This is a genomic window from Vibrio sp. NH-7 (genome assembly GCF_053643215.1).
The window spans coordinates 1318711-1342581 of the sequence record NZ_CM132187.1 but is presented as its reverse complement, the minus strand read 5'-3'; the positions used below and the strand labels follow the sequence as shown (position 1 = coordinate 1342581).

The following is a 23871-nucleotide window of genomic DNA, read 5'->3' as shown; positions in this document are numbered from 1 at the left end:
AGGAGGCTGTGTTTGCGCAGTCTCCTTTTTATTCAACTTCTAATCGGAGCCAAACATGTTGCGCTGGATGAGTTTAATTGGATTATTGATCGTTTCTTCAACGGCGCATGCCTACCGTGTCGAGCCCATGATTGCAGAAATGGAGCCTATCGGAAAACGCGCCCAAATGACAATGCGCATTGACAACACGTCATCCAAGCCACTTACCGTCGAACTTTACCCACTCTCCATGACTATGGACCAATATGGCAATGAGACCATTTCTCCCGCAGATGACGACCTCTTAGTTATCCCAGTTACGGCAATTGTTAAACCAGGTCGTTCTCAATCTGTCATGGTTCGATACTTGGGTGATCCTTCAATCTCTCAATCCAAGTCGTACCGAGTCGCGGTTAAACAGGTAAAAGTAGAAAACTCTAAAGAAGAGAGCGGGCAAATGGGCTTGCTACTACAGTTCAATACGCTGGTAAACATTCGTCCCAAGAACACCAATCCAAAGCTGAGCATCCGAAGCGTTACACAAAAAGACGCGAAATGGCTTGTCGAAGTTGAAAATAGCGGTGACAGCTATGGGCGACTCTCCAGAACGAACTGGACATTGGATGACGGAAATAATTCTCTATATTTGAAAGGCGTTGAGATCAGCAAATTAATTGCAGGAACTCTAGTGCTTCCATATTCTACTCGCTTCTTTGAAATGACACCAATTGATAACTTTAATGTACGCAAATTAAAAATAGATATTGCTGAGGAAGAGTAATATGCACAGAATTGCTATAGGGCTACTATTTACTTTATTCGCTTGCAACTCCTATGGCATTGTTCTGTCACCAACAACCCTGGAATTTAATATTTCTAAAAATCAATCAGGAAAGATAGTTCTAACCAACAACTCCACTGAACGAATAGCCATTGAAGCGAATGTATTTAAACTTAAGTTCAACGACAAGGGCCAGCTTTATGAACGGCAGCCCGACGACAGTTCATTACTTATATTTCCTATGGCCGTTATTTTAAAACCAGATGAAAGCCAACTCTTTCGATTACAATGGTTGGACAATAAGTACCTTGACCAATCTGAGAGTTATTTTGTTAGATTCAGTCAAATAAACCTCAAGACACCTAATGAAGATAACCAAGGTATAGTACCAAGCGTCAACTTTCAAATTCACTACAATACTTTGGTTCATGTCTACTCAGATAATAACAAACCCAATGTGATGTTACGTGTTAATAACCTAGGTCTAGCAAAGTTGGAGAACAATGGTAATCGTTTTATATATTCCAGCCAACTGTCTTTTCAATTTCCTTCTGGCGCTATGAACCGCTTAGAGGATGGTTTTGGCGAGTATTTTATCCCTCCATATTCCTATGTCGAGTTGAGTGAGCCAGTCGATATTCCAATGGGAAATTACTATGGCCAAGAAAATAACTAATGTTGTTCGAGACATCATCCTTACTTCCTTGTGCCTATGGTTGTTAGGGATATCCAAGTCATACGCTAGCCAAACTGAGGTCGTGTTAAATCCCACTGGTCGTGATTTGGAGCTTTCTTCCCTACTCAAAGTCAGCGATACCGTTCTTGGCGAGGCGCTGATCACCATTACCGCTGATAACGAGATCGAGCTACCTAAACAAAGCACTATAACCCTGCTTTCCAGCTTGGTTTCTGAGGAGACAATTAGAAAGCTCGAGCAAGCGCAGAATCCAAACCGCCTCACCAAAGAAGACTTCCAACGTGCTGGACTAGATATGACATTCGATCTCTCTACGCTTGAGTGCATCATTACCGTGCCAGCTGATGCAGGGCTCACAAGGAACATTTCACTGGAGAAAGATAATAGTGGTTTCGAATACCTCTCACCACAGTTTCTCTCTGGATACCTCAACGTTAGTGTCAATGCGAATACTAGCCAATCCATTGACGTTGATAGAGAGCGTATCGACTCGTATAACTCTCGATTTGATGCAGGTTTCACTCTAGGCAGCCTAAACCTAGAATATGAATCTGCGTTTGAAAACAGCACCAACAGTGATGCTATTTATGTACGTGAAGGAACACGGTTGAATTTCGATATCCCAGGCCAAGGAACTCGAGTCGTTGTCGGCGATATGTTCAACACAGGAAAACTATTGCAAGATGCAACCGATGTATTCGGGCTAGGCATAACAAGAGACTTTACACTCATACCGACACGCAATGTAAGACCAAAAGCCAATCAGTCCTTTACGTTGCAAAGAACATCCAGTGTTGACGTTGTGGTCGATGGCGTCGTCGTACAACGACTCACTCTTGGCGCGGGTAGCTATAACCTCAACGACATTCCATTAGCGCAGGGAAACAATGACGTCGAACTGCTCATTACCGACCCGAGTGGCGCTCAGGAGCGTATCGAGTTTTCCGTTGCTACCGGCAACGACCTGCTCAACTCTGGGGAATTCGAATACAGCGTAATGTACGGTGTACCAAGCCAACGCAAAGAAAGACAAATCGAGTACCTAACGGACCAAAAGGTTTTTCACGGCTACTTGGATATCGGCTTTACACCTTGGATGACAGCGGGAATAAACGCCCAAACCAGAGACGATCTGTACCAATATGGTGGAACGGTTCTACTTGCCTCGTCGTTGGGTGTAACCGAGTTTTCGCCCTCTTTCAGTCACCATCCAACATTGGGTTCTGGCCGCGCTTACCGTCTCGCTTTCGACGCAGAGTTTGATGATGATAATCACCTAAGACCGCAATTAAGCTTCATTTATGAGTACCAATCCGAGGATTATGCGGGCATAAATAGCCACGACGTGACGGAGTCCCCTATAAATCCGACTACCCATTATGCGTCACTGTTTGGTTCGATGTATCTGATAGACAACATACGATCCGCTCTTTCAGTTGGTTACAGTTCTGGAGTCGACCGAGACAAAGACTATGTCACCGTAAGCCCCAGTTTGTCTGGTTCCTTCTTTGCGACGCCAGCGACTTGGAGTACGAAACTCAACTATCGATACAATAAAATCGAGGATGACGACTGGAGCGCCTCCATCACGCTAAGTTGGCCGTTTGGTAAAACAACTCGACTGGTGGGGCGCTACAACAGCGACACTGACCAAGCCTCACTAGACTACACGTACCAAAATAACATTGGTAACACGGGTGGTGTGTCGAGTTTTGCCTCAATCACACGCAACCGAGATGTCGATACGAGTGTTGACATGGGAGTCAACTACACTGGGAATCAATTCATCGCTAACGCAGATCATACTACACGCGTTGATAGTTACAGTGAGCAGACTCGAAGCCACAACACCCGTGTGGAGCTCAGTAGTGCCATCGCCTTTGCTGGAACTAAACTGGCTGTTGGTCGCCCAGTCCGAGATGCCTTCGCGATCGTCACTAAGCACTCAAGTCTCAGAGAAAACCGCCTCACCGTAGAACCCAGCAATGATGGTGAACACGCACGTGTGCACAGTGATGGTGAGAGTAGCGCACTTGTCCCTGATTTAGTTGCATACAACACAAGACTACTCACGTACGACGTTGAAGACCTGCCCCCTGGGTATGACTTAGGTGACGGTGCTTTTTGGCTAAACCCAGGATACAAACAAGGCTACTTACTTCAAGTGGGCTCTGATGCCGTTCTGACGGTAATCGGTACCCTCATTGACCCAAATACAAATGCGCCAATTTCGCTAATTGCAGGCAAAGCATATCGCACTGACGATACACAAGACCCAATTGAATTCTTCACTAACCGAAACGGGTTGTTCGCAATATCCGGTCTAAAAGCGGGCACATACACACTGACTTTAAGCAACAAACGTCAGCAGTCAGTCACCATAACGCTTAGCCCAAACAGTGAGGTTCTCATTCGCTTAGGAGATTTATATGTTGAATAACATCCATGCACAAACTGTGGCACTTTCGCTTCTGCTCTGTTCAACATTCGCCTTTGGTCAATGTGAACTCAGAGGGTTAGCCCTAGAAACTCTGTCCGAGCAAACAAACTACAACGTACTTTCCTCCTCTCAGTTTTCAGTATCAAACAACTACAGAGTTGCCGCTGAATTTATCGGACAAGATTGCGTAGCAACCATCACAGTCGAACTTGAAGACGGAAACAAAAGCCTTCTCAACGGAGCGAACGAAGCGTTAATTTTCGAGTGGTTTGGTCAAGGGCATTTAAGCGGTAACCAATGGAAAGTAGAACTGACAAGCCAACAACCTACAACCACATTTCAACTGCGCTACCCTTCACTCCAGTGGATTGAGGCCGGAAACTATCAGGGCAAATTAGAAGCAAGCCTTCTCAACCAGCCATCAACAAGTTCATCGTTAACGTTCACCAAAACACTGCCTATTTCAATGACTGTACTACCAATTGCAAAAATTCAGTTTTATGGTTTGGCTCAGAATTATTACCAATTGGATATGGGTGAACTGAGTTCGCATAAAATCATTACTTCCGCGCCTAAACTTTGGGTCCAAACCAACTCCGGTTATTCAATATCGGTAAGCTCAGACAACCAAGGAAAACTGCGACATGAGAGCGACGACAATAACTGGGATATCGACTACTCAATGAGTATCGACCAGCGGCGACTAGACCTTAGACAAACCATCGCCCAACTTACTCGTAACCAGCCCACTTCTGGCTCACCAATGGACATTCAATTTGAGGTGGGTGACACCAACAATAGGCCAGGAGGCAAATACAGAGACACGATACAGATCTCGATTGAGCCGAATTTGACTCTCCAACCCTGAGAATTCTCATGCGTGAGACAAATATGACCTAGCTGCTGACATTTCCGTGGTCTATGTTGACAGGGACAAATATCATCACGAGGTTGGTCATGGTAAAGAATAAGAACAATGGAGAAATTTTGGATGTGGTGCTGGTTGGTTTTAACTGTATACAGAATCAGTTTATTCGACGAGAAATTGAAAAGAAAAACAAATTCCGCTTTACGAGGAAGTTACCACAATACTTTTGTGACGATGGTGTTCAAACAATAAACCAAAGAACTATTACTCTTGTTTCATACAACGTGTTAAGCAATGCAACAAGCGAATTGATTGATTTTTTCTCTCAGGAAACCGCTACCCTGATCGTTTATGATGTCCCTGAGACAGGTGTCGACATAGAGTTGTGTCGCTACCGGGGACTCAAAGGCATTCTCTACCAAGAGGCGCCGATTGATCATTTATTTCGCTGTTTAGATGCCGTTAGTAACAATGACATGTGGCTTCCGCGTAAACTGATGGTAAAGATGCTCAATGAGTTTCGACCCTATGCCATCAACTATCAAGAGTTGAACACAACCTTAACAAAACGGGAGCAACAAACATTGGAGCGCATTATTCAAGGGCAATCCAACTTGGAAATTGCTGAAGCGCTTTTTGTGGCGGAAAGTACCGTCAAAACTCACGTGTATAAGCTCTACAAAAAGCTCAATGTCCGTTGTCGAAAAGAGGTCATCAACAAAGTATCGAATCAATTTTTTGAACACAGCAACTGATTCGGGTATGGCTGATGGTGCTGCCATCAGTCATTGCTCTCCCCTAATCTCGGATTAATCTTGCCTAACCATACTCAACTGCGTGTGATTTTGTTACTGTTTACTTATTGAGAACGACAACAGTACCCATTGATTATGCGATTATTTCCTCTTTTTATAGCTTTCTTTCTCACCTTCGCTTCCCTTAGCCATGCCGAATCCACCAAGTACTCAGAAAGTGATCTGCTCGATCGCCCATTGATGGAGCGCTACATCATCGATGAACTCAAATCGTTGCGTCAGGATCAGCAAGATTTAGAAAGACGCCTGACCATCCAAATGACAGACCGAGAACTTGCGGTCGCGGATAAGTCTCTGAACTACGCCAACGTCACGGTCACCTACTTCTTCTATATTATTGCTGGTGTAGCTTCTCTTATCGCGTTTGTTGGATGGCAGTCCCTTCGCGAGTTTAAAAACAACACCAAAGAGATGGCCGATAAGCGTCTGGAAGCGATCGCAGGCGAATACGAGAAAAAGTTCAGCGCTCTAGAGCGTGACTTGAAACGTAAAACCCGCATCATCAGCGAAAACAACAAAGAAATTGAACGCATTAACGAGATCCATAACCTCTGGCTTCGCGCGCAAAGTATGCCGACTGCCGAACAACGTATCGATGTCTATGACGAGATCTTAAACATTCGTCCAGGTGACCTCGAAGCGCTCACCTACAAAGCCGACGCAGCAATGGAGATCAAAGAGTACAACTGGGCGCTAAGTCTGTGTAACCGTGTTCTTGAGCTAGACACCACAAACGGTCCTGCTTTATACCAACGCGCATGTGCATTCTCGCGATTGGGCGTTGAGGAGCAAGCCATTGAAGACCTAGAACGCGCAATTGAAGCGACACCTTCAATTAGAGACTTGATTAACACCGAACCCGATCTTGAGGGGCTGCATGGCAACCCTCACTTTGATGCCCTACTTCCTGTACTTGATGATTGATTCTCTAAGAGCCAGTGAACTCGCTGGCTCCTAAACACTAAGCCCCCGCCCTTAGCCCACCTTTGGCTATTGTTATGGTTTGGCTAATAAACTCACTAAAACTTGTAAATGATCTCACTCAGTTCTGACGAGTGCTCAGTGTCATAACTTACCATTACTGCACCTCCCCAATAGATAGGATAGTCAGATGAAAAAAGTAATTTTAATGGTGGGTCTTAGCGTCGCGGCAATCGCACTGGCGGGCTGCCAAGATGAGCAGACAAACGAGACAACAGCCTCAATGGACAATGTCGTTGCCGAAGCAGAAGCTGCAACCCCAACTCAAGAGTCAACCGAGACGGATTTTGAGGTGATTGACCAACACACCGCGAACAACTCGTTAGATTGGAACGGCACCTACTTCGGGATTTTACCTTGTGCAGATTGCGAAGGCATTGAAACACAAATCACCCTCAATCATGATGGCAGTTACAGCGTAAATCAAACCTATTTAGGTAAAGAGGATGGCTTCTTTGAATCTCATGGCCAACTGAGTTGGAATGATGAGGGCAACATCATCACGCTTGAAAATGAAACTGGCGCGAATCAATTCTTCGTCGGCGAAAACATCTTGTTCATGCTCGATAAAAACGGTCAACGCGTTAAAGGAGATCTCGCCGAGCACTATCAACTGCAAAAACAGTAATAGCTTCAACATACTTACATAAAACAAAAGGAGCCATCTAGGCTCCTTTTGTTTTTAAGAGTTTTTACTGCGAATCATTCGGCGTAAACGAGAGCGTCGCTCTGCTGCCCCTTGGTTTGAATCACTTGGGTTGTTTTGACGCGTTCTGCGGTTCTTAAACGCTGGCTTAGTGTGCATACGTTCTAGTAGCGCGTCTCGGTTTTTCGGCTCGTACCCTTCGAGCTCTTTACGATAGATACGCTGGCCGATTAAGGTCTCAACCTGTTGCAGCGTCAGCTCTTCTTCGCGGTTTACAAAAGATACCGCGTTACCTCGCTGACCCGCACGTCCAGTACGGCCAATACGATGCACATAATCTTCCGCTAAGAATGGCATATCAAAGTTCACCACGTGTGGCAGATTTTGAATGTCGAGGCCACGAGCGGCGACGTCTGTTGCAATCATCACGCGCGCTTTGCCAGACTTAAACTCATCTAAGGCACGACGACGTGCACTCTGCGCTTTATCACCGTGACAAAGTACCGCTTTAATGCCGTCTAACTTCAGCTCTTTCACAAGCTCGTTCGCTGTCTCTTTGTAGTTGACGAAAACCAGCACTTGCTGCCAGTTTTTACGCCCAATCAGTTCAGAAAGCAGTTCACGTTTACGCTCTTGCTCAACTGGGTAAACCACGTGCGCAATTGTGTCGGCAGTCACGTTTTCACGCGCGACGGAAACACGTTTTGGTTGGCGAAGAATTTTGCCCGCCAAGGTATTCATTTGAGCTGAGAATGTGGCTGAGAAAAGCATCGTTTGTGGCTTGGTATTAACGCCCGCCATAATGCTCTCAATCGCAGAGATAAAGCCCATATCCAACATACGATCTGCTTCATCAAAAACTAAGAACTCAAGATTTGCAAGCGACACATTGTTCATGTCCATGTGCTCAATCAGACGACCAGGAGTCGCGACTAACACATCTACGCCTGCTTCCAACGCTTTCTGTTGAGATGACATTTTCGCGCCGCCGTAAATGGCCACGGTCTTTACGTCTGTGTACTTGGTGTAATCTTGGATGTTTGATGCGATTTGCGCCGCAAGCTCTCGGGTTGGAGCCAGAATGACCGCACGAGTTTGGTGACGTTGGCGCGGCTTTTCGTTATCCAGAATGTTCTGAACAATAGGCAGAGCAAACGCTGCAGTTTTACCTGTGCCGGTTTGCGCATTAGCTAGAATGTCATGCCCTTTACGAGCAAAAGGGATCGCCTTTTGTTGGACTGGAGTCAGTTTCTCATAGCCACACTCTGTAAGTGCTTTCACGATTTCTGGAGAAAAGTTTTGTGATGCAAATGACATATGTTGTTCCTAAAGCTAACGGCTAATTCAAAGCATAACCAAAATAACGGTCGCAGATTATAGAGCAATATTCGAATCATTGGGGAGTTATTTTAAATTTAGTCAACATAACGGTGAAAATCGCAGCGAACTTGTCGAAATTTGCCAGCAATGTAAACGAAAAGAGCCCAATTAAGGGCTCTAGAACGTTAGATGTTAGGTCTTGCAGTCTCGTCAGCGGAAGGCGGCAAGTGTGGCAACGTAATACTCGGCTGCTCACCCGTTAACGATTTGAGGAACTCAGTAATCTTACCGGATTCATCTTTAGTCAACTTTTTGCCCAGCTGTAAATCCGCCATCATCGAAACGGCCTCTTCCAACTGCCAGACAGAACCATCATGGAAGTAGGGATAAGTAAGTTCAACGTTTCGTAAGGTCGGAACCTTAAAGACAAACTTATCAAACTCGTTTCCAGTAATGGCTTTGCGCCCAATATCTGGGTTATCGGTCGCGAACGGTTTCACGAGTCCCATTTTCTGGTACATCTGACCACCAGCAAGCGGGCCACTGTGACACGCGGTACACCCTTTCTCTTTGAAGAGCTGATAACCTTCAATTTGAGCGGTAGTCAGGGCGCTGTCATCGCCTTTGAGCCATTGATCAAATGGCGAGTTGGGCGTGCGAAGGGTTTGCTCGAAAGTGGCAATCGCGTCGGTGACTTCAGTAATTGTAATCGTGTCGACGCCATAGGCCGCCTTAAACCAAGCCTGATATTGGGGAATAGACTGTAACGTATCAACCGCTAAATCGTGGCTGAACGCCATTTCCAATGGATTTTCAATGGGACCCGCCGCCTGCTCGCGCAAATCTTTTGCCCTGCCGTTCCAAAATTGAACGAAGTTAAGATCGGAGTTCAAGACAGTTGGAGAGTTAATAGGACCTATCGCCCATTTGTGACCAATGGAACTTGGGAGGTTGTCTACCCCACCTTTCGCTAGGTTATGGCAGGAGTTACAAGAGATGGTGTTCGAGGCCGATAGACGTGGCTCAAACCAAAGTGTTTTACCCAAGTCGACTTTGCTCTGGTCCAAGCCAACTACAGGCTCTATGACTTGGATTGGCTCGCTCGATTGCCGCTCGGCAAAGGCAGAAAACGACAACGCAGTTAAGAGACTGGCAGCTATCACTGTTTTCATAGCATGGCTTCCTTTTCAAGTGATGGTATATCTCACTAGAGTGGCGCAATTTCTTATTGATGCGCTCTGGAAACCACGGTAATAGAATTGATTTGAGCAATGAAATGCAAAAAATCGATGGTTTTTATGGCAAAAAACGATGTTAAAACTGATTGCTTTTTGAACACCACAGCCAATAAAGCGCACAGGATTTAATTAACATTCATGAAACAAATCTATTAACAAAATAATCAATGATAAGATTGACCTATATCAATTAACGACTTATCACTGTAAACCAACCAAATAACGTCATTTAAATCATAAGTTTAAGAACAGTATAAACTCGTTAGCTAATCTGACCATCTTAATTCAACCAATCTAATGACGTTGCAAAGCCGAACAGCTGCTCGGCTTTGCTTGGTTTCCACTACTGGAAATAGACGACCATCTCAACATCGTCGCCTTGTCCATCGGCAACCAGTGAAAAGTGCACATACCCCGCCTCCGTTACCGGAACCTCTAGGTATTCATTACTGCCCCAATAGTTGGATGCGTACTCGTGCTGCCCCTTGGTTGGCCAATAGGTTTGGCTGGCGTATAAATCAACGTTGCCGCGTCCTGACTTGTCCGTCAGCCATACTCTTACGTGTTGCACGCCTTGCGGTACATAAACCGCTGCGTAACGCTGTTGGTGCACTGTTAAGGTTTGCGCTTGGCCAGATTCAAATACCACTGGAGTTAAGTCATCTTGCTCTTGTGCTGGCGGTGTTGGGGTTTCTGTCACTAGTGACGCCTGTAACGTTACGTCATTAAAGTCCGAACGGCCCGCAATGCTGATGTAGTAACGACCCGGTTTGATGTAACCCGATTGCTCTGGCTCAAATGTCACTGTCTCGTTGCTGCCATCGCCATATTGGCTGTATTCGAAGTCATAGTAATGGGCTTCATTTTCATAGCTGATATATAAATCTGCGTCACCTTGGCTATCACCATGAATTGCCACATCAAAATGAGTGGTGTTCTCAGGCACATCCACATAGAACAGTTGCTCGCTGTATGCTGCGCCGCTAAGCACCACACTCTGATTTGCTACAAGATGCGTGACTTGATCAGAAGGCTCTATCGGCTCTCCCGGATTTGGTTCAGGCTGCTGTGGCTCACTAGAGACAGAGTCTAACCAACGGGAAAACTCGCCATTGTATTGCTCACCCAATAATTGAACCTGCTTTGCCCACTCAGCAAACTGACCAGAACGAGAAAGTACCAGTAAGCTATCTACCTCTTGCGGATGCTCTTCCAACATAAAGCGAACCGCTAAGTAGCCCCAGCGATAAATACGATTGGTATCGTGAGAATAAGTGGTCGCCAACACATCAGATAGGCTCATCTTGCCATCAGTAATTAAGCTAATCGCCGCATCGTAACCTTGTTTGTAATGCATGTATTCAGCAAAGCCTTCTAGCCACCAAACAACGTAGCCATGCGCCAAATTGTCACTGAACGATCCATACTGATTAAAGCGAGCATCGAGGTAATGAACATATTCATGCTCTAGATTAAGAATAGAGAGCGCCTCACCGTTGTCATAGCGGTAAGCGACAAAGCGCGCCACGTTGCCTGCTTGTGCCGGATTACCTTCCAAATACTGACCGCCATTGTCTGTCGTGTTACCAAACAAGAAAGAGGAGTAATCCACATAGCTGCTGTTGTTGGCAAACACGGCGACTTCAACTCGTTCGTTGTTGTCGTCCGCCACAGGTTGATAGCCCGTATTCGCCACTTGATGGAAGTCAGCCTCTTTTTCAGCCAAGACCTCACAGGCACGAATCGCTTGATCTTGCGTGAGATCTTGAGAACGAATGATCGCAGGTCCTTGACACTCATGACGATTAGGCAGTACGCGAGCCGCCAAATCACGTTTCGCCTGCTCGATATCCAAACCATTCAACCCCTCTGGCGCGTAAAAGCTCATCATCTCGACGGCGGCCAGCCATAACTTGTCGTGTTCACTACCAAGCGGGTTTTGCTCCATCACTTGCTGCATAGCACGCAGAGCTTTCTCTTTAGTGGCTGGGTTTGGGCTGGCTAGTAAACGTCCGGTTTCGCGAACGGCGTTGTAAACCAAGAAGCTCGCATCCGTATCCAATGCCCAAGTATTATCACGAGCAAACGCTGCTAACGTATCAATGTGTTGTGTATGGCTCACCATGTATTGGTAAAAATCATCTCGCGAGGCATGACCAGCCATCGCACGGAAAAGATTATTCAGCCCATCAACCCATTGTGTGTCTTGCGCCGTCTCACGATTGAAGTGACCAAGCGCCGCAAGTTGTGCGTCCATCGTGAGAGGCAGTTGCTTCACATTGTCAACCATCAACGTCAAGCTTTTCATCGCCCCGACTTGTTCTCGCCCTTGGTCTAGTGCGTGTTGATTGGCTAAGAACGCATTAATCGACTGAGCAAAACGTTGGCTCAATGCCGGAGAAAAGTCCGGCTGTTGCGCGTTGTAACGAACGTAATAAGCCGCGCGGACAAACTCACCCAGGTTTTCGAGTTTGCGCGCTTGTTCTGCTTTACCGCGATAGCTTGCGATGGCTTGATTTAACGCGATTTGAATACGGCTTAAGCTCGCTTCACTGTAAATATCGTTGAGTGAATCAGCGGGGGCAGAAAACCAATCACTGTAACAATGATGAGTGGCTTCTGACACAGCAGACGCAAGATCAGAAGCTCGTTGAAGATCTGTAACATCGCACGGCTGTTGAGCGAATGAGAAACTGGAAACACCAGCAAGCATGCAAGCGAGCGCCAAGCGATGACGTGGGAATAGACGGGTATGAGACATAACAACACTCATTGATTAGTTATATATTTGAGCGCGTTGTTATATTCACTACAGCATCCAAAATGAATTGAGTTGCATAAAATTTATGAAGCCGGTTCATAAAATAGATATTTAACTCTAATTTATAAAGGCTTTTGCCGACTATACATCTGGAGAATGTTGTACAACTGATTGAAATATCAAAGATAAAATCAACTGACAGGAAGAGAAAAGCCAGACTTGAGCCTGGATTTGGTTAGTAATTTTTACCGTCAATGAGTCTTAGCGGGATATCTTTCAAGACTTCCTCTTCTGCCATTCGCATATTAATTGCGACGACATCAGCATCGCACGCCTCTGTCGTTACGTAGTGCGTCAAGCACCCGCACAGATTACAGCGATGAAACTCTACTTCTTTGTCTCCCCAGATGTAAAACACAGGTGGCTCCTTTAAGTAGCGAACCGTTACTTGCTCTGGTGAGTAGTACGCCCAATACGCTGCGTATCGGCGGCAGATCGAGGCAATTACATGACGCTATCTCTTTTGGTAAATCCGCTTTAACAACGATGTTTCCGCAATGGCAGGAGATTTCCATATCCACTCTTATCTCTAACTATATCGATACAATAACTAACCACAAATCCCTTAATTTAATCCGAATAAAGATCACAACTCACGAACTCTTTCTGGTGAATCGTCACTTGTCATCCATATTTAACGTGCCAGTCATATTAATAAATAAGAATGATTGCTCTAACACAAACTATGGAAAAACAAGATGAAATTGACGCAGTGGACTCTTTTGCTAGGCGCGTTGGTTGCGCTACCTAGCTTAGCAGATACGGATGTATACCTGACGAATAACTCAGCTCAGCCGCTAACCATTCAAGTGAAACACGAAGGCAGTGATTTACTGAAATACGGTGAAGAATGGCAACAGCATGTGCAAGTGCTCGGCCCTTGGGAAACCAAATCAATATTGAGCTTTAACCGCTGGGAGGGCGTAAAGTCTGGCCAGCACTATCGCTTCGACACTGTGGTTTCTAACCCGCGAGGTGAAAGCGTCACCTTAAATCAAGTAATGAAAGGTCATTGGTACAACTCAAGCATTGAATACGGCGTCTCTGCGGCGGATGTAGATCTCGCGCTGAAAGACGATCGCAATATTCACCGCTCTAGTACCAATGCATTTGGCGACCGCACGTCAGAACTGGCGTTTAAGTCTGCCAGTACTGCGCGATACGATGATTTGTACTACACCATCACGCCTAACAAGGTAGATGAAATCGTCGATACCGATGAGCAAAACCTCAAGCTGATGACTTACAACATCTGGGCACTTCCGGCGATTGCTTCTCACATTGGCGATCGTTACGAACTAATTCCTGATTACGTCAAAGGCTACGATGTCTTAGCGCTGCAAGAGGTGTTTGCCAGTGGTCGTGATGCCTTCTTGCGGGAGCTCGCAAAAGAGTACCCTTATCAAACAAAAATGCTCGACAAAGATGGCTTTAACATCCATGACGGCGGCGTCGTCATTGTGAGCCGCTACCCTATTGTCAATCAGGCTCAATACGTATTCCCAGATTGCTCGGGTACGGATTGCTTTGCCGATAAAGGCGTGAACTATGCGGAGATAATTAAAGGCGGACAGGCTTACCACGTGTTCGCAACGCATACCGCCTCTTTTGACACCGACACCGCACGTGAGTATCGTCAGCGTCAGTTCAAGCAGATGCGTGCTATGGCGAAGACTCTGAACATCCCAAGCGGTGAAACTGTGGTTTACAGTGGTGACTTCAACGTCAACAAACTGAAGTTCCCAGATGACTATCAACAAATGATTGCCAACTTAAGTGCAATCGAGCCCCAGTACTCTGGTTATACAGCTTCGACCTTCGATCCTCGCATCAACAACTTTGCCGGTGAGGCTTTATCCGGTGGCGAGAATGTGGAGTACCTCGACTACGTGATGGTGAGTAATGAATACGGCGTGAAGTCATTTAACGATAACCGTGTCGACGTTCCGCGCTCTACCGCTGAGAGTTTGTGGAAACACTACAATCTGTCGGATCATTTCCCTGTTAGCGCCGTGATCAAGCCATGAAGCGTATTCTATTAATCTCTGTGCCCGCCATTTTGGCGGGCATAGTTTGGGTTTCTGTTGCTGGGGATGAGAATAAAGAAGCGCCATTACCGATAGCACCCTCTTCAAACAAGGCAGAAGTTCCATCGCCCAACGACGTTTTTGCAAGTTCAGTTCAAAGCGCAGACGAACAACCAGAGTCAAAAGGAAAACACTCAATATCCCCAATCAATGGGCTTGCTGAGGTGTTAAGTGGCGCCAAGGGACGAGCATTGAAAGGTGAAATCGAATCCTTTTGGCATCGTTGCACAACTCGCAACGACTGCGAATCTCAACTTACCGAATTGGAAAGCCGTTTATCGAACGAGCGGTTTGCTTTGCTCGCGAACTACCATCGGCTCAATAATGAGTGGCAGCAAAGTGTCGGCAATTTGTTGTTTGATGATCAGCAACCGCTCGCCTCTCGCATTGCTCTTCTCAAATCGGAAGCAAGAAAGGTCTGGGGAGAGTTGGCAGATGTCATTTTTGCTGATGAGTATGCGCTGTATGACTTCAGTTTACAGGCAGAACAGCTAGGCGCAGCGCCCGCGCAAGACTACGTGCAAGCCTTTGACGATTTAGTGAAAAATTGGCAAGGCAGTGAGGAAGCTCTGGGATTAGCCAGTGAGCAAGCAAAATACGAACGAGCCGTCACGTTAATTCCGAACCATATTAGCCACAGCGAACGCGAGGCATTAGTTCGAGCACTTGCGCAACAATACTTGACGCAAAAACAGAGTCACGACATTCAGGCTCGCGAGCAGCAAGTCGTCGATCAGCAACAGCAAGTTCGTGACTATCAACACGAGTTAGAACAGCTGAAATTTACCCTAGAAGCGCAGCGTTCAAGCAGCCATGCCCACATGTCAGAGGCACAATGGCAGAGCTATTACCAACAGCAGATCGCGAGCTTTCGTCGTGATTTCTTTGCAAGCTAAAGCCGAAATAAATGGATAGAAAACACTTAGATGCAAGGCATGTCGCCCACCAGAATGTGAGCGACAGCCACTAATTCGAATTCATGATTACAATACGCGCAAGCACTCTTCTGGCGGCAAGCTCAACAGCGTGTTTGCGAAGTTTATCTTCTCATCTCGCCATCTTGCCGCAGCTTCGCGGCTATCTTGTGATTGGCGATCGGCTTCAAAATAGGTTTGTCGAGGCAAACCATTCGCTGGCGTCATCACCATGGATTGCTCGTTGGCTCGAATGGTAAACAAGAACTGTCCACGTTGACCAGATTGGGCGGCAGGGTGATTCAATGTCGTATCGCAGCAGTAGCGACGATCTCGTAGCGCTCGGCAGGTATATTCAAAAGCGTCTTGGACACCGCGACCAGGAAACGCCGTATAGATGCTAATGCCGTCACGCTGCAGCGGGAAGTCTCCAGTGGACAGTTGCACCGCATATTGCATCATCCGAAAGCCGAGCACGACCCCACCAATACTATTTAAACCACTAAACTGAATGGCTCCTTCCAAGCTTAATTTCAGTCGGTCTTCACCTTCATACAAATAGAGATTTGGAGATACCCAGTCGCTTTTTGGAATCAGAAGTTGTGTGATGTCGGAATGTCCCATTTTAGTCTCCAAGATTGAAGTTTATCGCGAGACATTAAAGATATAGTAATGATAATTATTATCAATTGATTTATTTGAAATTCAGCGCATGTGCACGACTGGCTCCTTCGCTAACCTCTTTTACCAAAAAGGCACAATTGAAGGAGCCGAATGGGGACTAAGTCGCCACGGGCGTCATCGCCATCTTATTACTCAAGGTTTCAAGCGAATATTGATGCAAATTGATGACCTTATCGCATAGCTTTCGCAGCGCCTCCTCGTCGTGGCCAATGATGATCACGCTACATTGTCGCTCAGTCGCCAGAGAAGTGAGCAACTGCAAGGTTTCTGCCGCTGTTATGGGGTCAAGCCTTGAAGTGGGTTCATCTGCAATCAACAGCTTAGGTTTCATTAACAACGCACGTAAAATAGCGAAACGCTGTAATTCTCCTCCTGAAATCTGCCTAGGTGTTCGTTGTAGTAACCCCAAGTCTAATTTCAGTAATCGCATCAAGGGCGCTATCTCCGCCTCATCAAAAGAGTGAATCTGCTGTAAATCATTCAGCAGTTGATTGAGCGTAACGTGTGTAGCAAATGCACTTGGCGGGTCTTGATAGAGTTTTAGCTTTTGCCCAACACCGACCGTTTGGTGAAACACAATCTCTCCAGAACTTGGCGTGAGTAGCCCAAGCACCGCATCCGCCAAACTGGTTTTACCACAACCACTTTGACCATAGATTCCAACCACTTCCCCTTCATCGACGCGAAGAGAAACCTTGTCAAACAGGGTGGTTTGATTTCGACGCAGTGATAGGTTTTCTATACTCACCAAAGGCTGACCTGAGCTCGCGGAGCTTCGCTTTGGCCAATGGTTCGGGCTCGACTCGATAAGCGCTTTAGCGTACTCAGATTTCGGATTGGCTAAGATCTCATGTGCGATTCCGGATTCCACCACTTCACCCTGTTTCATCACAATCATGTCTCCCCCTAGCCTTTGCGCCAGTTCGATATCATGAGTGATGGTAATCAATGCGCCCTGTTTTGCGTGCTCTGCAAGCATGTCACCAACAATGTCGCAATGGTCTCGATCTAGCCCTTTGGTGGGTTCGTCCGCTAACAGCAATTCTCCGCCAGCCTGAGTCGCACATAAATAAGCGACTCGCTGCGCCATTCCCCCTGAAAGCTGGAAAGGATATTTTTGTTTCGCGTGGCTAAGATTCATGCTTTCAAGCGCTGATTGAGCTCGTTTTTTGGCCGTCGACGCAGCAGCCTGATTAACGAGGGTATGAACCTCTTCAATCTGTTGGTGTGCAGGCATAATAGGGTCTAGCGCGAGCCACGGTTCTTGAGGAAGCAACGCGATTTTTCGCCCCCACATCTGCTGCAACTCGTTTTCACTGACCGCTCGGTCATGGAGGTAAATCTGCCCCTTGGCAACCAACTCTTTTGGCAGGGTTCCGGTGAGCGCAGCCGCAATCAAACTTTTTCCCGCCCCTGTTTCGCCAAGAATCGTAAGCGGCTTTCCCTTAGCGAGGGTAAAACTGACCGGGTCAACTAAGACTTGCTGCGCCGTTTTTACTGACAATGATTCGACACGAAGAAAATAACTCATGACTTTTCCCCACTCGCGAGTAAATGGAAACCGAGTACTAAAACAAACAAGGTGATCAGTGGCTGCGCTAACACCCAAGGTGCAACTTGGTAGTAACGAAACAGCTCTACCATCATGAGTCCTAACTCCGCCTCTGGTGGCTTAAGCCCTACATGCAAAAAGCCGAGCGAGGCAAGCGCGAGTATGGTGTTTCCAGCCCCAAAGCAGCAGAGGGTGAATACATCTTGACGGCAGTGAGGCCAAATATGGCGCTTAAATACATACCAAGAGCCAAACCCATACAACACAGACGCTTCAACTTCCGGAGAATGAATCAGAGATAGCGTTCTATTACGCACCACTCGGTAGAACTCAACCCACAAAATTAGGGCGATTGCGACGTACAAAATCGTAAAGGATCCCGGTACTAATGCGGCAAATAACAGCACTAAAATCAGCCCCGGCATTGCGAGGATAATATTCATCACAAAAGAGAAACTTTTCTCCCACCACCCTTTGCGCCACCCTGCGAGTACGCCCGCAACAACCCCTAACGCAGCAGAGGTCAATACACTTAACCAAGCCAATGTTAACGAGGTAACAATCGCATCACTTAAACGAGCAAAGTTACTCCGACCAAAATGATCGCGCCCCAGTGGCTCGGAGAAATCTGGCAAAGAAAACGCCAATGAGAGTTGCTGTGCGGCTGGGTCACTGTTGAAGAGCAGTTTTTGCGTCAACACGAGCAGCATTGCTGCGCCGATAATCGCAATGCCCCAGATTTGTTTAGGAAGCAGTTTCATTGCGTCGCCTCCTGCTGTTGTCTTGGATCAAGTTGGTAGGTCACGAGGTCAATAAAGGTGTTGATCGCAACAAACAACAAGCCCATCACCAATGCTGTTCCTTGGATCATTGGGATATCTCGAGCAAAAATCGCGTGCGCCAACGCGTGGCCGATACCTGGCCAAGAGAAAAGTGACTCGATCATGATGATGCCTTCCATCAAGCCAATGGTTTGAATCGCTAAGAAAGTGACAATCGGAATCGCAATATGGCGCTGTGCGTGATGCTGGAATGCTTGCTCAAAGGTTAATCCTTTTAGTCTGGCAAACTTAAAGTATGGCGCTGTAATCGTACTGCGCGTCGCGTTACGAATAAGCCGATTTGACATCGCCGCCAGTGAGAGCGCTAACGTCAGTCCCGGTAAAAAGAGATGTGCTGCACTGCCAAACCCCGCCACAGGAAACAGCCCTAAGTGCAATGCAAATAGAATCGTCATCACTAAGCCAATCACAAATACTGGCTGAGCGCGGATAAACACCGAAGTAATCAAACTCCACTTGTCAGCCGCCGAGTTAGCATGTTTCCCACAATAAACACCAATAGGTATCGCGATGAGGGCAGACAGCAACAAAGCAACCAATGCGAGCAGCAATGAGTGACCAAGCTGATGCGTTATCTCTTCAATGACGGGGGCGCCGCTAATCAGGGAATGACCAAGGTCAAACTGGAGCAGATCCCACAACCATTGAGCATAGAGTTCAAACCCAGATCGGTCTAAGCCGAGCTCCGCACTGACTGCTTGCGCCGCTTCTGCATCCACATAGTCGTAACCATATCGACCCGCAGCAATACGAAACGCAAAATCACCCGGAAGCAGGCGCATCAAAATGAATGTCAACGTGCCGATACTCCAAGCCACCAACGTGGCTTGGAATACTCTTCTAAGAAGGATGTTAATCATTCAGCGTCATCTCTGAAATTCGGTAGTTGATCTCAAACGGGTCAAAGCTAAAGTTGCCGACTTTCTTATTCACCGCCACAAGTTGGGTGTAGAAGGTGATTGGAATCAGTGGCATCTCTTGCGCAAGAATTTGAGACGCTTGCTGCGCTTGTTGTTGGTAATCAGCGCGATCTTTTGTTGCGCTCAAGCGGCTTAGCAATGCGCTAAACTCTTCCGATGACCAGTTCGTTGGTCCCCAATCGCTACCTTTATGCTCAGCAAAATCTTTAAGAAGCAGCGCAAGGGGATCGACCGTGGCGCCGAAGTTGCGCGCCACGAGTGCCAACTCAATTGTGCCATCTTGATGCTTCGCTGGAATCGCACTGGAGTTATCAATGGAGATATCAACTTGAATGCCGACTTCCTTCAATTGCGCTTGAATAGCGGTAGCGACCACGGGCAGTTCTGGACGATCTGAATAGGTAGTCAGATTGACAACAAACGGCTTGCCTTCTCGCTCTAGGATTCCTTGACCGTTTTGCTGCCATCCTTGAGAAGCAAGCAACGATTTCGCTTTGGCAATATCACGAGACGTCTGCGCGAACGCTTCAATGTGCCAAGCCCCTAATGAAGGCGCAAAAAGCTGGTAGGCTTCAGATCCAGGCATGCGAATGATCTGCTTGGAAATACCGGTACGATCGAGCGCTAAGCTCAGCGCTTGGCGTGTTTGGTACGAGTTAAGATACGGATGCTCGTTGTTCAGTTTGAGCAAAATTGTCCGAGGAATAGATTCACTCACGACATCGACATTCTCTGTTTGCTGCAATGGCGCGATGCTTGCCGGATCGAGGGTGTACACGATATCAGCCTGACCTGTTTGGGCGAGCAGAGCACGACTTTCAGCACGATGACCAGCAAGATATTCAACGTTTTCAATCTTGGCTTTGTTGCCCCAATAGCCCTCGTTACGGGTCACATGAATTTTATGGGGCGGGACAAGTTCAGCAATTTTGTAAGGGCCAGTACCAGCCAGTGACGTAGAGGTTCCTTCTTCGTTGTAACTACTCGGAGAAGCGATCGCTACCGTGTAATGAGCCAGAACCGACAACATAGGGTTGTAAGGTTTAGACAGGCGAAGTGTCAGCTGATTCCCGTTCGCCACTATCTCTGAAATAGGCGCACGCTTAATCACGTCCGGCTTCGCCATCGCATTTTCAAGCGCCAATTTAACCGCTGCCGCATCCAGTTTTTCGCCATCGTGAAACGTTACCCCCTCTCGGATATCGAACGTCCACTCTAGGTCATCAGGACTCACGGTCCACGCAACAGCGAGTTGCGGCTCCACTTGGCCCTTTTTATTGATCGCGACCAAAGATTCAACAACCTGCATTCGGGTGAACATATAACCATCTTTCGAGAGATCTTGGCTTGAGTATTCAAACGGTCCAGAGATTTTTAATGCTTGGCTTGACGTTGATTGAGTGAATTGCGACACAGTGACCGCCGCAATAGCAACGACTGCGGCGATACCCGCTATCCTAAATTTCATTATTCATGTCCTTAAAAATAAATTCAGCGCAATGTTATAACATAACAATATTATCAATCAATATGAGAATGGATATCAATAAGAAACCGTAACGTGTCAGCTTGTATCCGACATGAAATCTTGCCAAACCTCTAAAATCTGGAACATTTCTTACATCTCTAACCGACGCACTCTGATAAGGTATTGAGAAGGGATGATTTTTTGTGTGATGAGTCGAATGGATTTACTCAGCCAGTTGCAATTTTCTGTATCAATCACGGGGCCAATTTGTTTGATGTTGGTGCTGGGTATCGTATTCAAACGTATTGGTTTGATAAACGATAACTTCATTGAGGTCGCCTCGAAACTGGTGTTTCAGGTGACACTCCCTACCATGCTGTTTCTGAGCATCGTAGTTTCAGAACATGATATCTCTGCCGCGAGTCACTTCATCTTGTACGGAGTGCTGTCCAGTGTGGCGTTTTTCGTGTTTACATCAGTTTGCGTAAAGGCGCTCTTTCCAACCTCTCCAGACCAAGGCGTAATCATACAGGGCGGGTTTCGTGCAAATACTGGCATTATCGGCATCGCTTATGTTGCCAATGCCTATGGTGAGCAAGGCATCGCATTAGGCGCGATATTTGTCGCCGCAACCACATTGGTTTACAACGTGTTAGCGGTGATTTGCCTCACTCCCAAGCATCAGGAATCGGGGGTAAAAGTAGGCAAAATGATGGCGGCTACGTTAACCAAAAATCCCCTCATTATCTCGATTCTACTCGGCATCGCCTTTTACGTTCTTAGTATTCCTGTACCAACCATTGCGATTGATGCAGGTAACTACCTTGCCAAAATGACATTGCCTCTCGCCCTTCTATGTATTGGCGGCTCACTCAATTTAAGCTCTCTCAAAAAGGAACAAGCGCCCTCTTGGACGGCAAGCGGATTTAAATTGGTGGCCGCACCCGTCCTTATAACTGGATGCGCCTATTGGTTAGGATTTGAGGGAATGGAGCTTGGAATCATCTTCTTTATGAACGCTGCGCCAGTGGCGTCTGCGAGTTACATTATGGCAAGAGCAATGAACGGAAACGCAGTGCTCGCGGCCAATATTATTGCGCTAACCACGACAATTTCTACCGTGACTTGTACGTTAGGGTTGCTGCTTTTGAGCGTGTTTAGTTTGATATAAAAAGCGAAGCATTAAGTCGCTTCGCTAATTTACAGCCCGACACTTTAACACTTACTCACGACATTCGATTTGCTCGGAACTTGTCACCAGAATCACACCTTTGCTCGCTAACTCCTCAGCCACCTGTTCAGCATTCTCTGGAAACACCGCTCGCGTCGAGGCTAGATTCAGAATCACCCGAAAACCCGCATCCACCAGCTGTTCTACCGATTTCTTAACACAAAAATCTAACGCCAAGCCCCCGACAATCACGGTATTTACGCCTTTAGATTGCAGAAACTCGATCCCGCCTGTCGACAGCGTATCTGCTTGGTCATGGTAGAAAGCGCCATAAGGGTGCGCGTCTGGGTCGATGCCTTTGTTCATTTGGAAGTCGTAATCGCGAATCGCTGGCAAGCCAGGTAATAGCTCAACACCCGTGGTACCGACCACACAATGCGGGTTCCACTTAATATCCACTTCTGGCAGCCCAACAGGTTCCAGCATGTTCGCTGGAGTTTCCGCTTCCCACGCAGCGCCTGGAGGGTGCATATCGCGCGACACGAGCTTAATACTCGCTTTACTGTGGTTGGCAATCAATTCGTCGACGATTTCCAGCGCCCCCGCTACAGGCAGTTCGTTCGGGCAAAGCTCGCTAAAGCCTTTTTGCGGGTCAACATCGACGGCCGCTGTTTTCGATTTCTCAATCTGTACCGATTTCAAAGACATGGGTTATTCCTTATGCTGTTCAACGCAGGCACGTTTGAAAATATGTCACGCTTTTTTCGCTCAAACTGTAAACCTGAGCAGGCTTGCCGCCTTTTCCTTTGTTGGTAGACGCCATCTTGTTGGCACTCACAATCACGCCTGTTTCTATCAGGCGTCGTTTGACCGTCATTCGGTTAATTTCAACGCCAAACTCAGCGTACGCGGCAATAATGTCAGAGACTAAAAACTCTTTATCGAGAGCAAATAACGCCACCGATGTGTACTCAACGGCTGCACGTAACTTACGCCACGCCAGTTTAATCAGCTCCGCATGATCAAACGCGAGGTCTAACGCATCTTGAAGCACGTCTTCTAACGCAAACCAGCGAAGCTGCTCTTGGCATAAACCACAGTTTTCGATTTGCTCGACATTGGCTTGATTGAGCAGCGCGTAGTGCGCAATTGTCACGCTCCACCCTTCAGGGTCGCGTTTGGGGTTACCATCTACCATAGGTTCGCTGATGTAATTGGGGTACGTGTGAATCTTTTGCCGACAAATGCGTCGCCTCGCGGCATCAAAATCTTGATCGGCGGGTTGCCCACCTCGCTTCGTCCAATCTTGTTCAAACACGAATCCACCGGGAATCGACCACATACCATGTTGCGGTCGCTCTGGATTGTTGCGCTTGATCAACAACACTTCCAACCCTCGGCTGCCTAGCCTAAGACATATCATGTCAATGGTGACAATCATTTACGTTTCCTACATCCTTCTATAGTGCGTACATTATCACCGTCCAATACAATTTCAACTAGAAAGTAACCTTTTGTGATTAACTAATATTCATTTCTTACTCGAGTTAGTCTCCTTCAAAACTGATAGAAACTTTTCCCGATTACTATGAGCGTAGATCTTAGGTTTATGGCAAGGCTAGTTAGTAACACAATTTGACAAACTAA

General features: G+C 46.8%; 20 protein-coding genes and 1 pseudogene. 10 read left to right on the top strand and 11 right to left on the bottom strand.

Annotated elements, in window-relative coordinates:
* Positions 1–55: 55 nt before the first annotated feature.
* The 7 genes from ACUALS_RS06315 to ACUALS_RS06285 all read left to right on the top strand — a co-directional run bounded on the left by ACUALS_RS06315 (position 56) and on the right by ACUALS_RS06285 (position 7189).
* Positions 56–760, top strand: a complete 705-nt coding sequence (locus tag ACUALS_RS06315; protein WP_005470849.1) for a fimbrial biogenesis chaperone — start codon at positions 56–58, stop codon at positions 758–760.
* 1 nt (position 761) lies between these two features.
* Positions 762–1436: a fimbrial biogenesis chaperone gene (locus tag ACUALS_RS06310; protein WP_334475278.1), complete on the top strand. Its 675-nt coding sequence runs from the start codon at positions 762–764 to the stop codon at positions 1434–1436.
* Positions 1417–3897: a fimbria/pilus outer membrane usher protein gene (locus ACUALS_RS06305; RefSeq protein ID WP_454449124.1), complete on the top strand. Its 2481-nt coding sequence runs from the start codon at positions 1417–1419 to the stop codon at positions 3895–3897. Before ACUALS_RS06310 ends, ACUALS_RS06305 begins: the two co-directional genes overlap by 20 nt.
* Positions 3887–4765 carry a hypothetical protein gene (locus ACUALS_RS06300; RefSeq protein ID WP_454449123.1) on the top strand — a complete coding sequence of 293 codons (879 nt, stop codon included), beginning with the start codon at positions 3887–3889 and terminating at the stop codon, positions 4763–4765. Before ACUALS_RS06305 ends, ACUALS_RS06300 begins: the two co-directional genes overlap by 11 nt.
* Before the next feature lie 89 nt (positions 4766–4854).
* Complete coding sequence (locus ACUALS_RS06295; protein ID WP_454449122.1) at positions 4855–5520, top strand: response regulator transcription factor; 666 nt, start codon at positions 4855–4857, stop codon at positions 5518–5520.
* 135 nt (positions 5521–5655) lie between these two features.
* Complete coding sequence (locus tag ACUALS_RS06290; protein ID WP_038138390.1) at positions 5656–6504, top strand: tetratricopeptide repeat protein; 849 nt, start codon at positions 5656–5658, stop codon at positions 6502–6504.
* Positions 6505–6691: 187 nt separating this feature from the next.
* Entirely contained in the window at positions 6692–7189 is a 498-nt protein-coding gene (locus ACUALS_RS06285) for a copper resistance protein NlpE (RefSeq protein WP_454449121.1), read from the top strand.
* Between the two features lie 54 nt (positions 7190–7243).
* Here ACUALS_RS06285 and ACUALS_RS06280 read toward each other — a convergent pair whose 3' ends face one another.
* From ACUALS_RS06280 to ACUALS_RS06265, 4 genes and pseudogenes are all read right to left on the bottom strand, one after another.
* The gene (locus tag ACUALS_RS06280; protein ID WP_005470718.1) at positions 7244–8524 is read right to left on the bottom strand and encodes a DEAD/DEAH box helicase; all 1281 of its coding nucleotides are present in this window, start codon (positions 8522–8524) and stop codon (positions 7244–7246) included.
* A 188-nt stretch (positions 8525–8712) separates the two neighbouring features.
* A complete protein-coding gene (locus ACUALS_RS06275) occupies positions 8713–9699 on the bottom strand; it encodes a cytochrome-c peroxidase (RefSeq protein ID WP_039476891.1) in 987 nt (328 codons plus the stop codon).
* A gap of 409 nt (positions 9700–10108) precedes the next feature.
* Entirely contained in the window at positions 10109–12526 is a 2418-nt protein-coding gene (locus ACUALS_RS06270) for a M9 family metallopeptidase (protein WP_454449120.1), read from the bottom strand.
* Positions 12527–12761: 235 nt separating this feature from the next.
* A pseudogene (locus ACUALS_RS06265) lies at positions 12762–13101 on the bottom strand (GFA family protein).
* A 183-nt stretch (positions 13102–13284) separates the two neighbouring features.
* On the opposite strand from ACUALS_RS06265, the gene ACUALS_RS06260 reads away from it, so the two are divergent.
* A complete protein-coding gene (locus ACUALS_RS06260) occupies positions 13285–14613 on the top strand; it encodes a sphingomyelin phosphodiesterase (RefSeq protein WP_454449119.1) in 1329 nt (442 codons plus the stop codon).
* A complete protein-coding gene (locus ACUALS_RS06255; protein WP_454449118.1) occupies positions 14610–15569 on the top strand; it encodes a chromosome partitioning protein ParA in 960 nt (319 codons plus the stop codon). Before ACUALS_RS06260 ends, ACUALS_RS06255 begins: the two co-directional genes overlap by 4 nt.
* Positions 15570–15656: 87 nt before the next feature.
* On the opposite strand, the gene ACUALS_RS06250 is transcribed toward ACUALS_RS06255, so the two are convergent.
* From ACUALS_RS06250 to ACUALS_RS06230, 5 genes are all read right to left on the bottom strand, one after another.
* Entirely contained in the window at positions 15657–16211 is a 555-nt protein-coding gene (locus ACUALS_RS06250; RefSeq protein WP_454449117.1) for a hypothetical protein, read from the bottom strand.
* Between the two features lie 157 nt (positions 16212–16368).
* Positions 16369–17802, bottom strand: coding sequence for an ABC transporter ATP-binding protein (locus tag ACUALS_RS06245; protein ID WP_454449116.1), 1434 nt, complete (start codon positions 17800–17802; stop codon positions 16369–16371).
* Positions 17799–18584 (bottom strand): ABC transporter permease, encoded by a 786-nt coding sequence (locus ACUALS_RS06240; protein ID WP_454449115.1) that lies wholly within the window; start codon positions 18582–18584, stop codon positions 17799–17801. Before ACUALS_RS06240 ends, ACUALS_RS06245 begins: the two co-directional genes overlap by 4 nt.
* The gene (locus tag ACUALS_RS06235; RefSeq protein ID WP_454449114.1) at positions 18581–19525 is read right to left on the bottom strand and encodes an ABC transporter permease; all 945 of its coding nucleotides are present in this window, start codon (positions 19523–19525) and stop codon (positions 18581–18583) included. The genes ACUALS_RS06240 and ACUALS_RS06235 overlap by 4 nt, the downstream gene beginning before the upstream one ends.
* Positions 19518–21053, bottom strand: a complete 1536-nt coding sequence (locus tag ACUALS_RS06230; protein ID WP_454449113.1) for an ABC transporter substrate-binding protein — start codon at positions 21051–21053, stop codon at positions 19518–19520. Before ACUALS_RS06230 ends, ACUALS_RS06235 begins: the two co-directional genes overlap by 8 nt.
* 217 nt (positions 21054–21270) lie before the next feature.
* Here ACUALS_RS06230 and ACUALS_RS06225 point away from each other — a divergent pair, with 217 nt between their 5' ends.
* Complete coding sequence (locus ACUALS_RS06225) at positions 21271–22224, top strand: AEC family transporter (RefSeq protein WP_454449112.1); 954 nt, start codon at positions 21271–21273, stop codon at positions 22222–22224.
* A gap of 51 nt (positions 22225–22275) precedes the next feature.
* Here the strand turns inward: ACUALS_RS06225 and ACUALS_RS06220 are convergent, their stop codons facing one another.
* Positions 22276–22932 (bottom strand): isochorismatase family protein, encoded by a 657-nt coding sequence (locus ACUALS_RS06220; RefSeq protein ID WP_454449111.1) that lies wholly within the window; start codon positions 22930–22932, stop codon positions 22276–22278.
* A gap of 19 nt (positions 22933–22951) precedes the next feature.
* Entirely contained in the window at positions 22952–23665 is a 714-nt protein-coding gene (locus ACUALS_RS06215) for an NUDIX domain-containing protein (RefSeq protein ID WP_454449110.1), read from the bottom strand.
* Between the last annotated feature and the right edge of the window lie 206 nt (positions 23666–23871).

Coding starts and splice junctions, on each gene's coding strand:
- ACUALS_RS06220 (WP_454449111.1), bottom strand. CDS start 22,932: ATGTCTTTGAAATCGGTACAGATTGAGAAATCGAAAACAGCGGCCGTC.
- ACUALS_RS06230 (WP_454449113.1), bottom strand. CDS start 21,053: ATGAAATTTAGGATAGCGGGTATCGCCGCAGTCGTTGCTATTGCGGCG.
- ACUALS_RS06215 (WP_454449110.1), bottom strand. CDS start 23,665: ATGATTGTCACCATTGACATGATATGTCTTAGGCTAGGCAGCCGAGGG.
- ACUALS_RS06270 (WP_454449120.1), bottom strand. CDS start 12,526: ATGTCTCATACCCGTCTATTCCCACGTCATCGCTTGGCGCTCGCTTGC.
- ACUALS_RS06305 (WP_454449124.1), top strand. CDS start 1,417: ATGGCCAAGAAAATAACTAATGTTGTTCGAGACATCATCCTTACTTCC.
- ACUALS_RS06290 (WP_038138390.1), top strand. CDS start 5,656: ATGCGATTATTTCCTCTTTTTATAGCTTTCTTTCTCACCTTCGCTTCC.
- ACUALS_RS06235 (WP_454449114.1), bottom strand. CDS start 19,525: ATGATTAACATCCTTCTTAGAAGAGTATTCCAAGCCACGTTGGTGGCT.
- ACUALS_RS06245 (WP_454449116.1), bottom strand. CDS start 17,802: ATGAGTTATTTTCTTCGTGTCGAATCATTGTCAGTAAAAACGGCGCAG.
- ACUALS_RS06300 (WP_454449123.1), top strand. CDS start 3,887: ATGTTGAATAACATCCATGCACAAACTGTGGCACTTTCGCTTCTGCTC.
- ACUALS_RS06285 (WP_454449121.1), top strand. CDS start 6,692: ATGAAAAAAGTAATTTTAATGGTGGGTCTTAGCGTCGCGGCAATCGCA.
- ACUALS_RS06275 (WP_039476891.1), bottom strand. CDS start 9,699: ATGAAAACAGTGATAGCTGCCAGTCTCTTAACTGCGTTGTCGTTTTCT.
- ACUALS_RS06255 (WP_454449118.1), top strand. CDS start 14,610: ATGAAGCGTATTCTATTAATCTCTGTGCCCGCCATTTTGGCGGGCATA.
- ACUALS_RS06280 (WP_005470718.1), bottom strand. CDS start 8,524: ATGTCATTTGCATCACAAAACTTTTCTCCAGAAATCGTGAAAGCACTT.
- ACUALS_RS06250 (WP_454449117.1), bottom strand. CDS start 16,211: ATGGGACATTCCGACATCACACAACTTCTGATTCCAAAAAGCGACTGG.
- ACUALS_RS06315 (WP_005470849.1), top strand. CDS start 56: ATGTTGCGCTGGATGAGTTTAATTGGATTATTGATCGTTTCTTCAACG.
- ACUALS_RS06260 (WP_454449119.1), top strand. CDS start 13,285: ATGAAATTGACGCAGTGGACTCTTTTGCTAGGCGCGTTGGTTGCGCTA.
- ACUALS_RS06240 (WP_454449115.1), bottom strand. CDS start 18,584: ATGAAACTGCTTCCTAAACAAATCTGGGGCATTGCGATTATCGGCGCA.
- ACUALS_RS06295 (WP_454449122.1), top strand. CDS start 4,855: ATGGTAAAGAATAAGAACAATGGAGAAATTTTGGATGTGGTGCTGGTT.
- ACUALS_RS06310 (WP_334475278.1), top strand. CDS start 762: ATGCACAGAATTGCTATAGGGCTACTATTTACTTTATTCGCTTGCAAC.
- ACUALS_RS06225 (WP_454449112.1), top strand. CDS start 21,271: ATGGATTTACTCAGCCAGTTGCAATTTTCTGTATCAATCACGGGGCCA.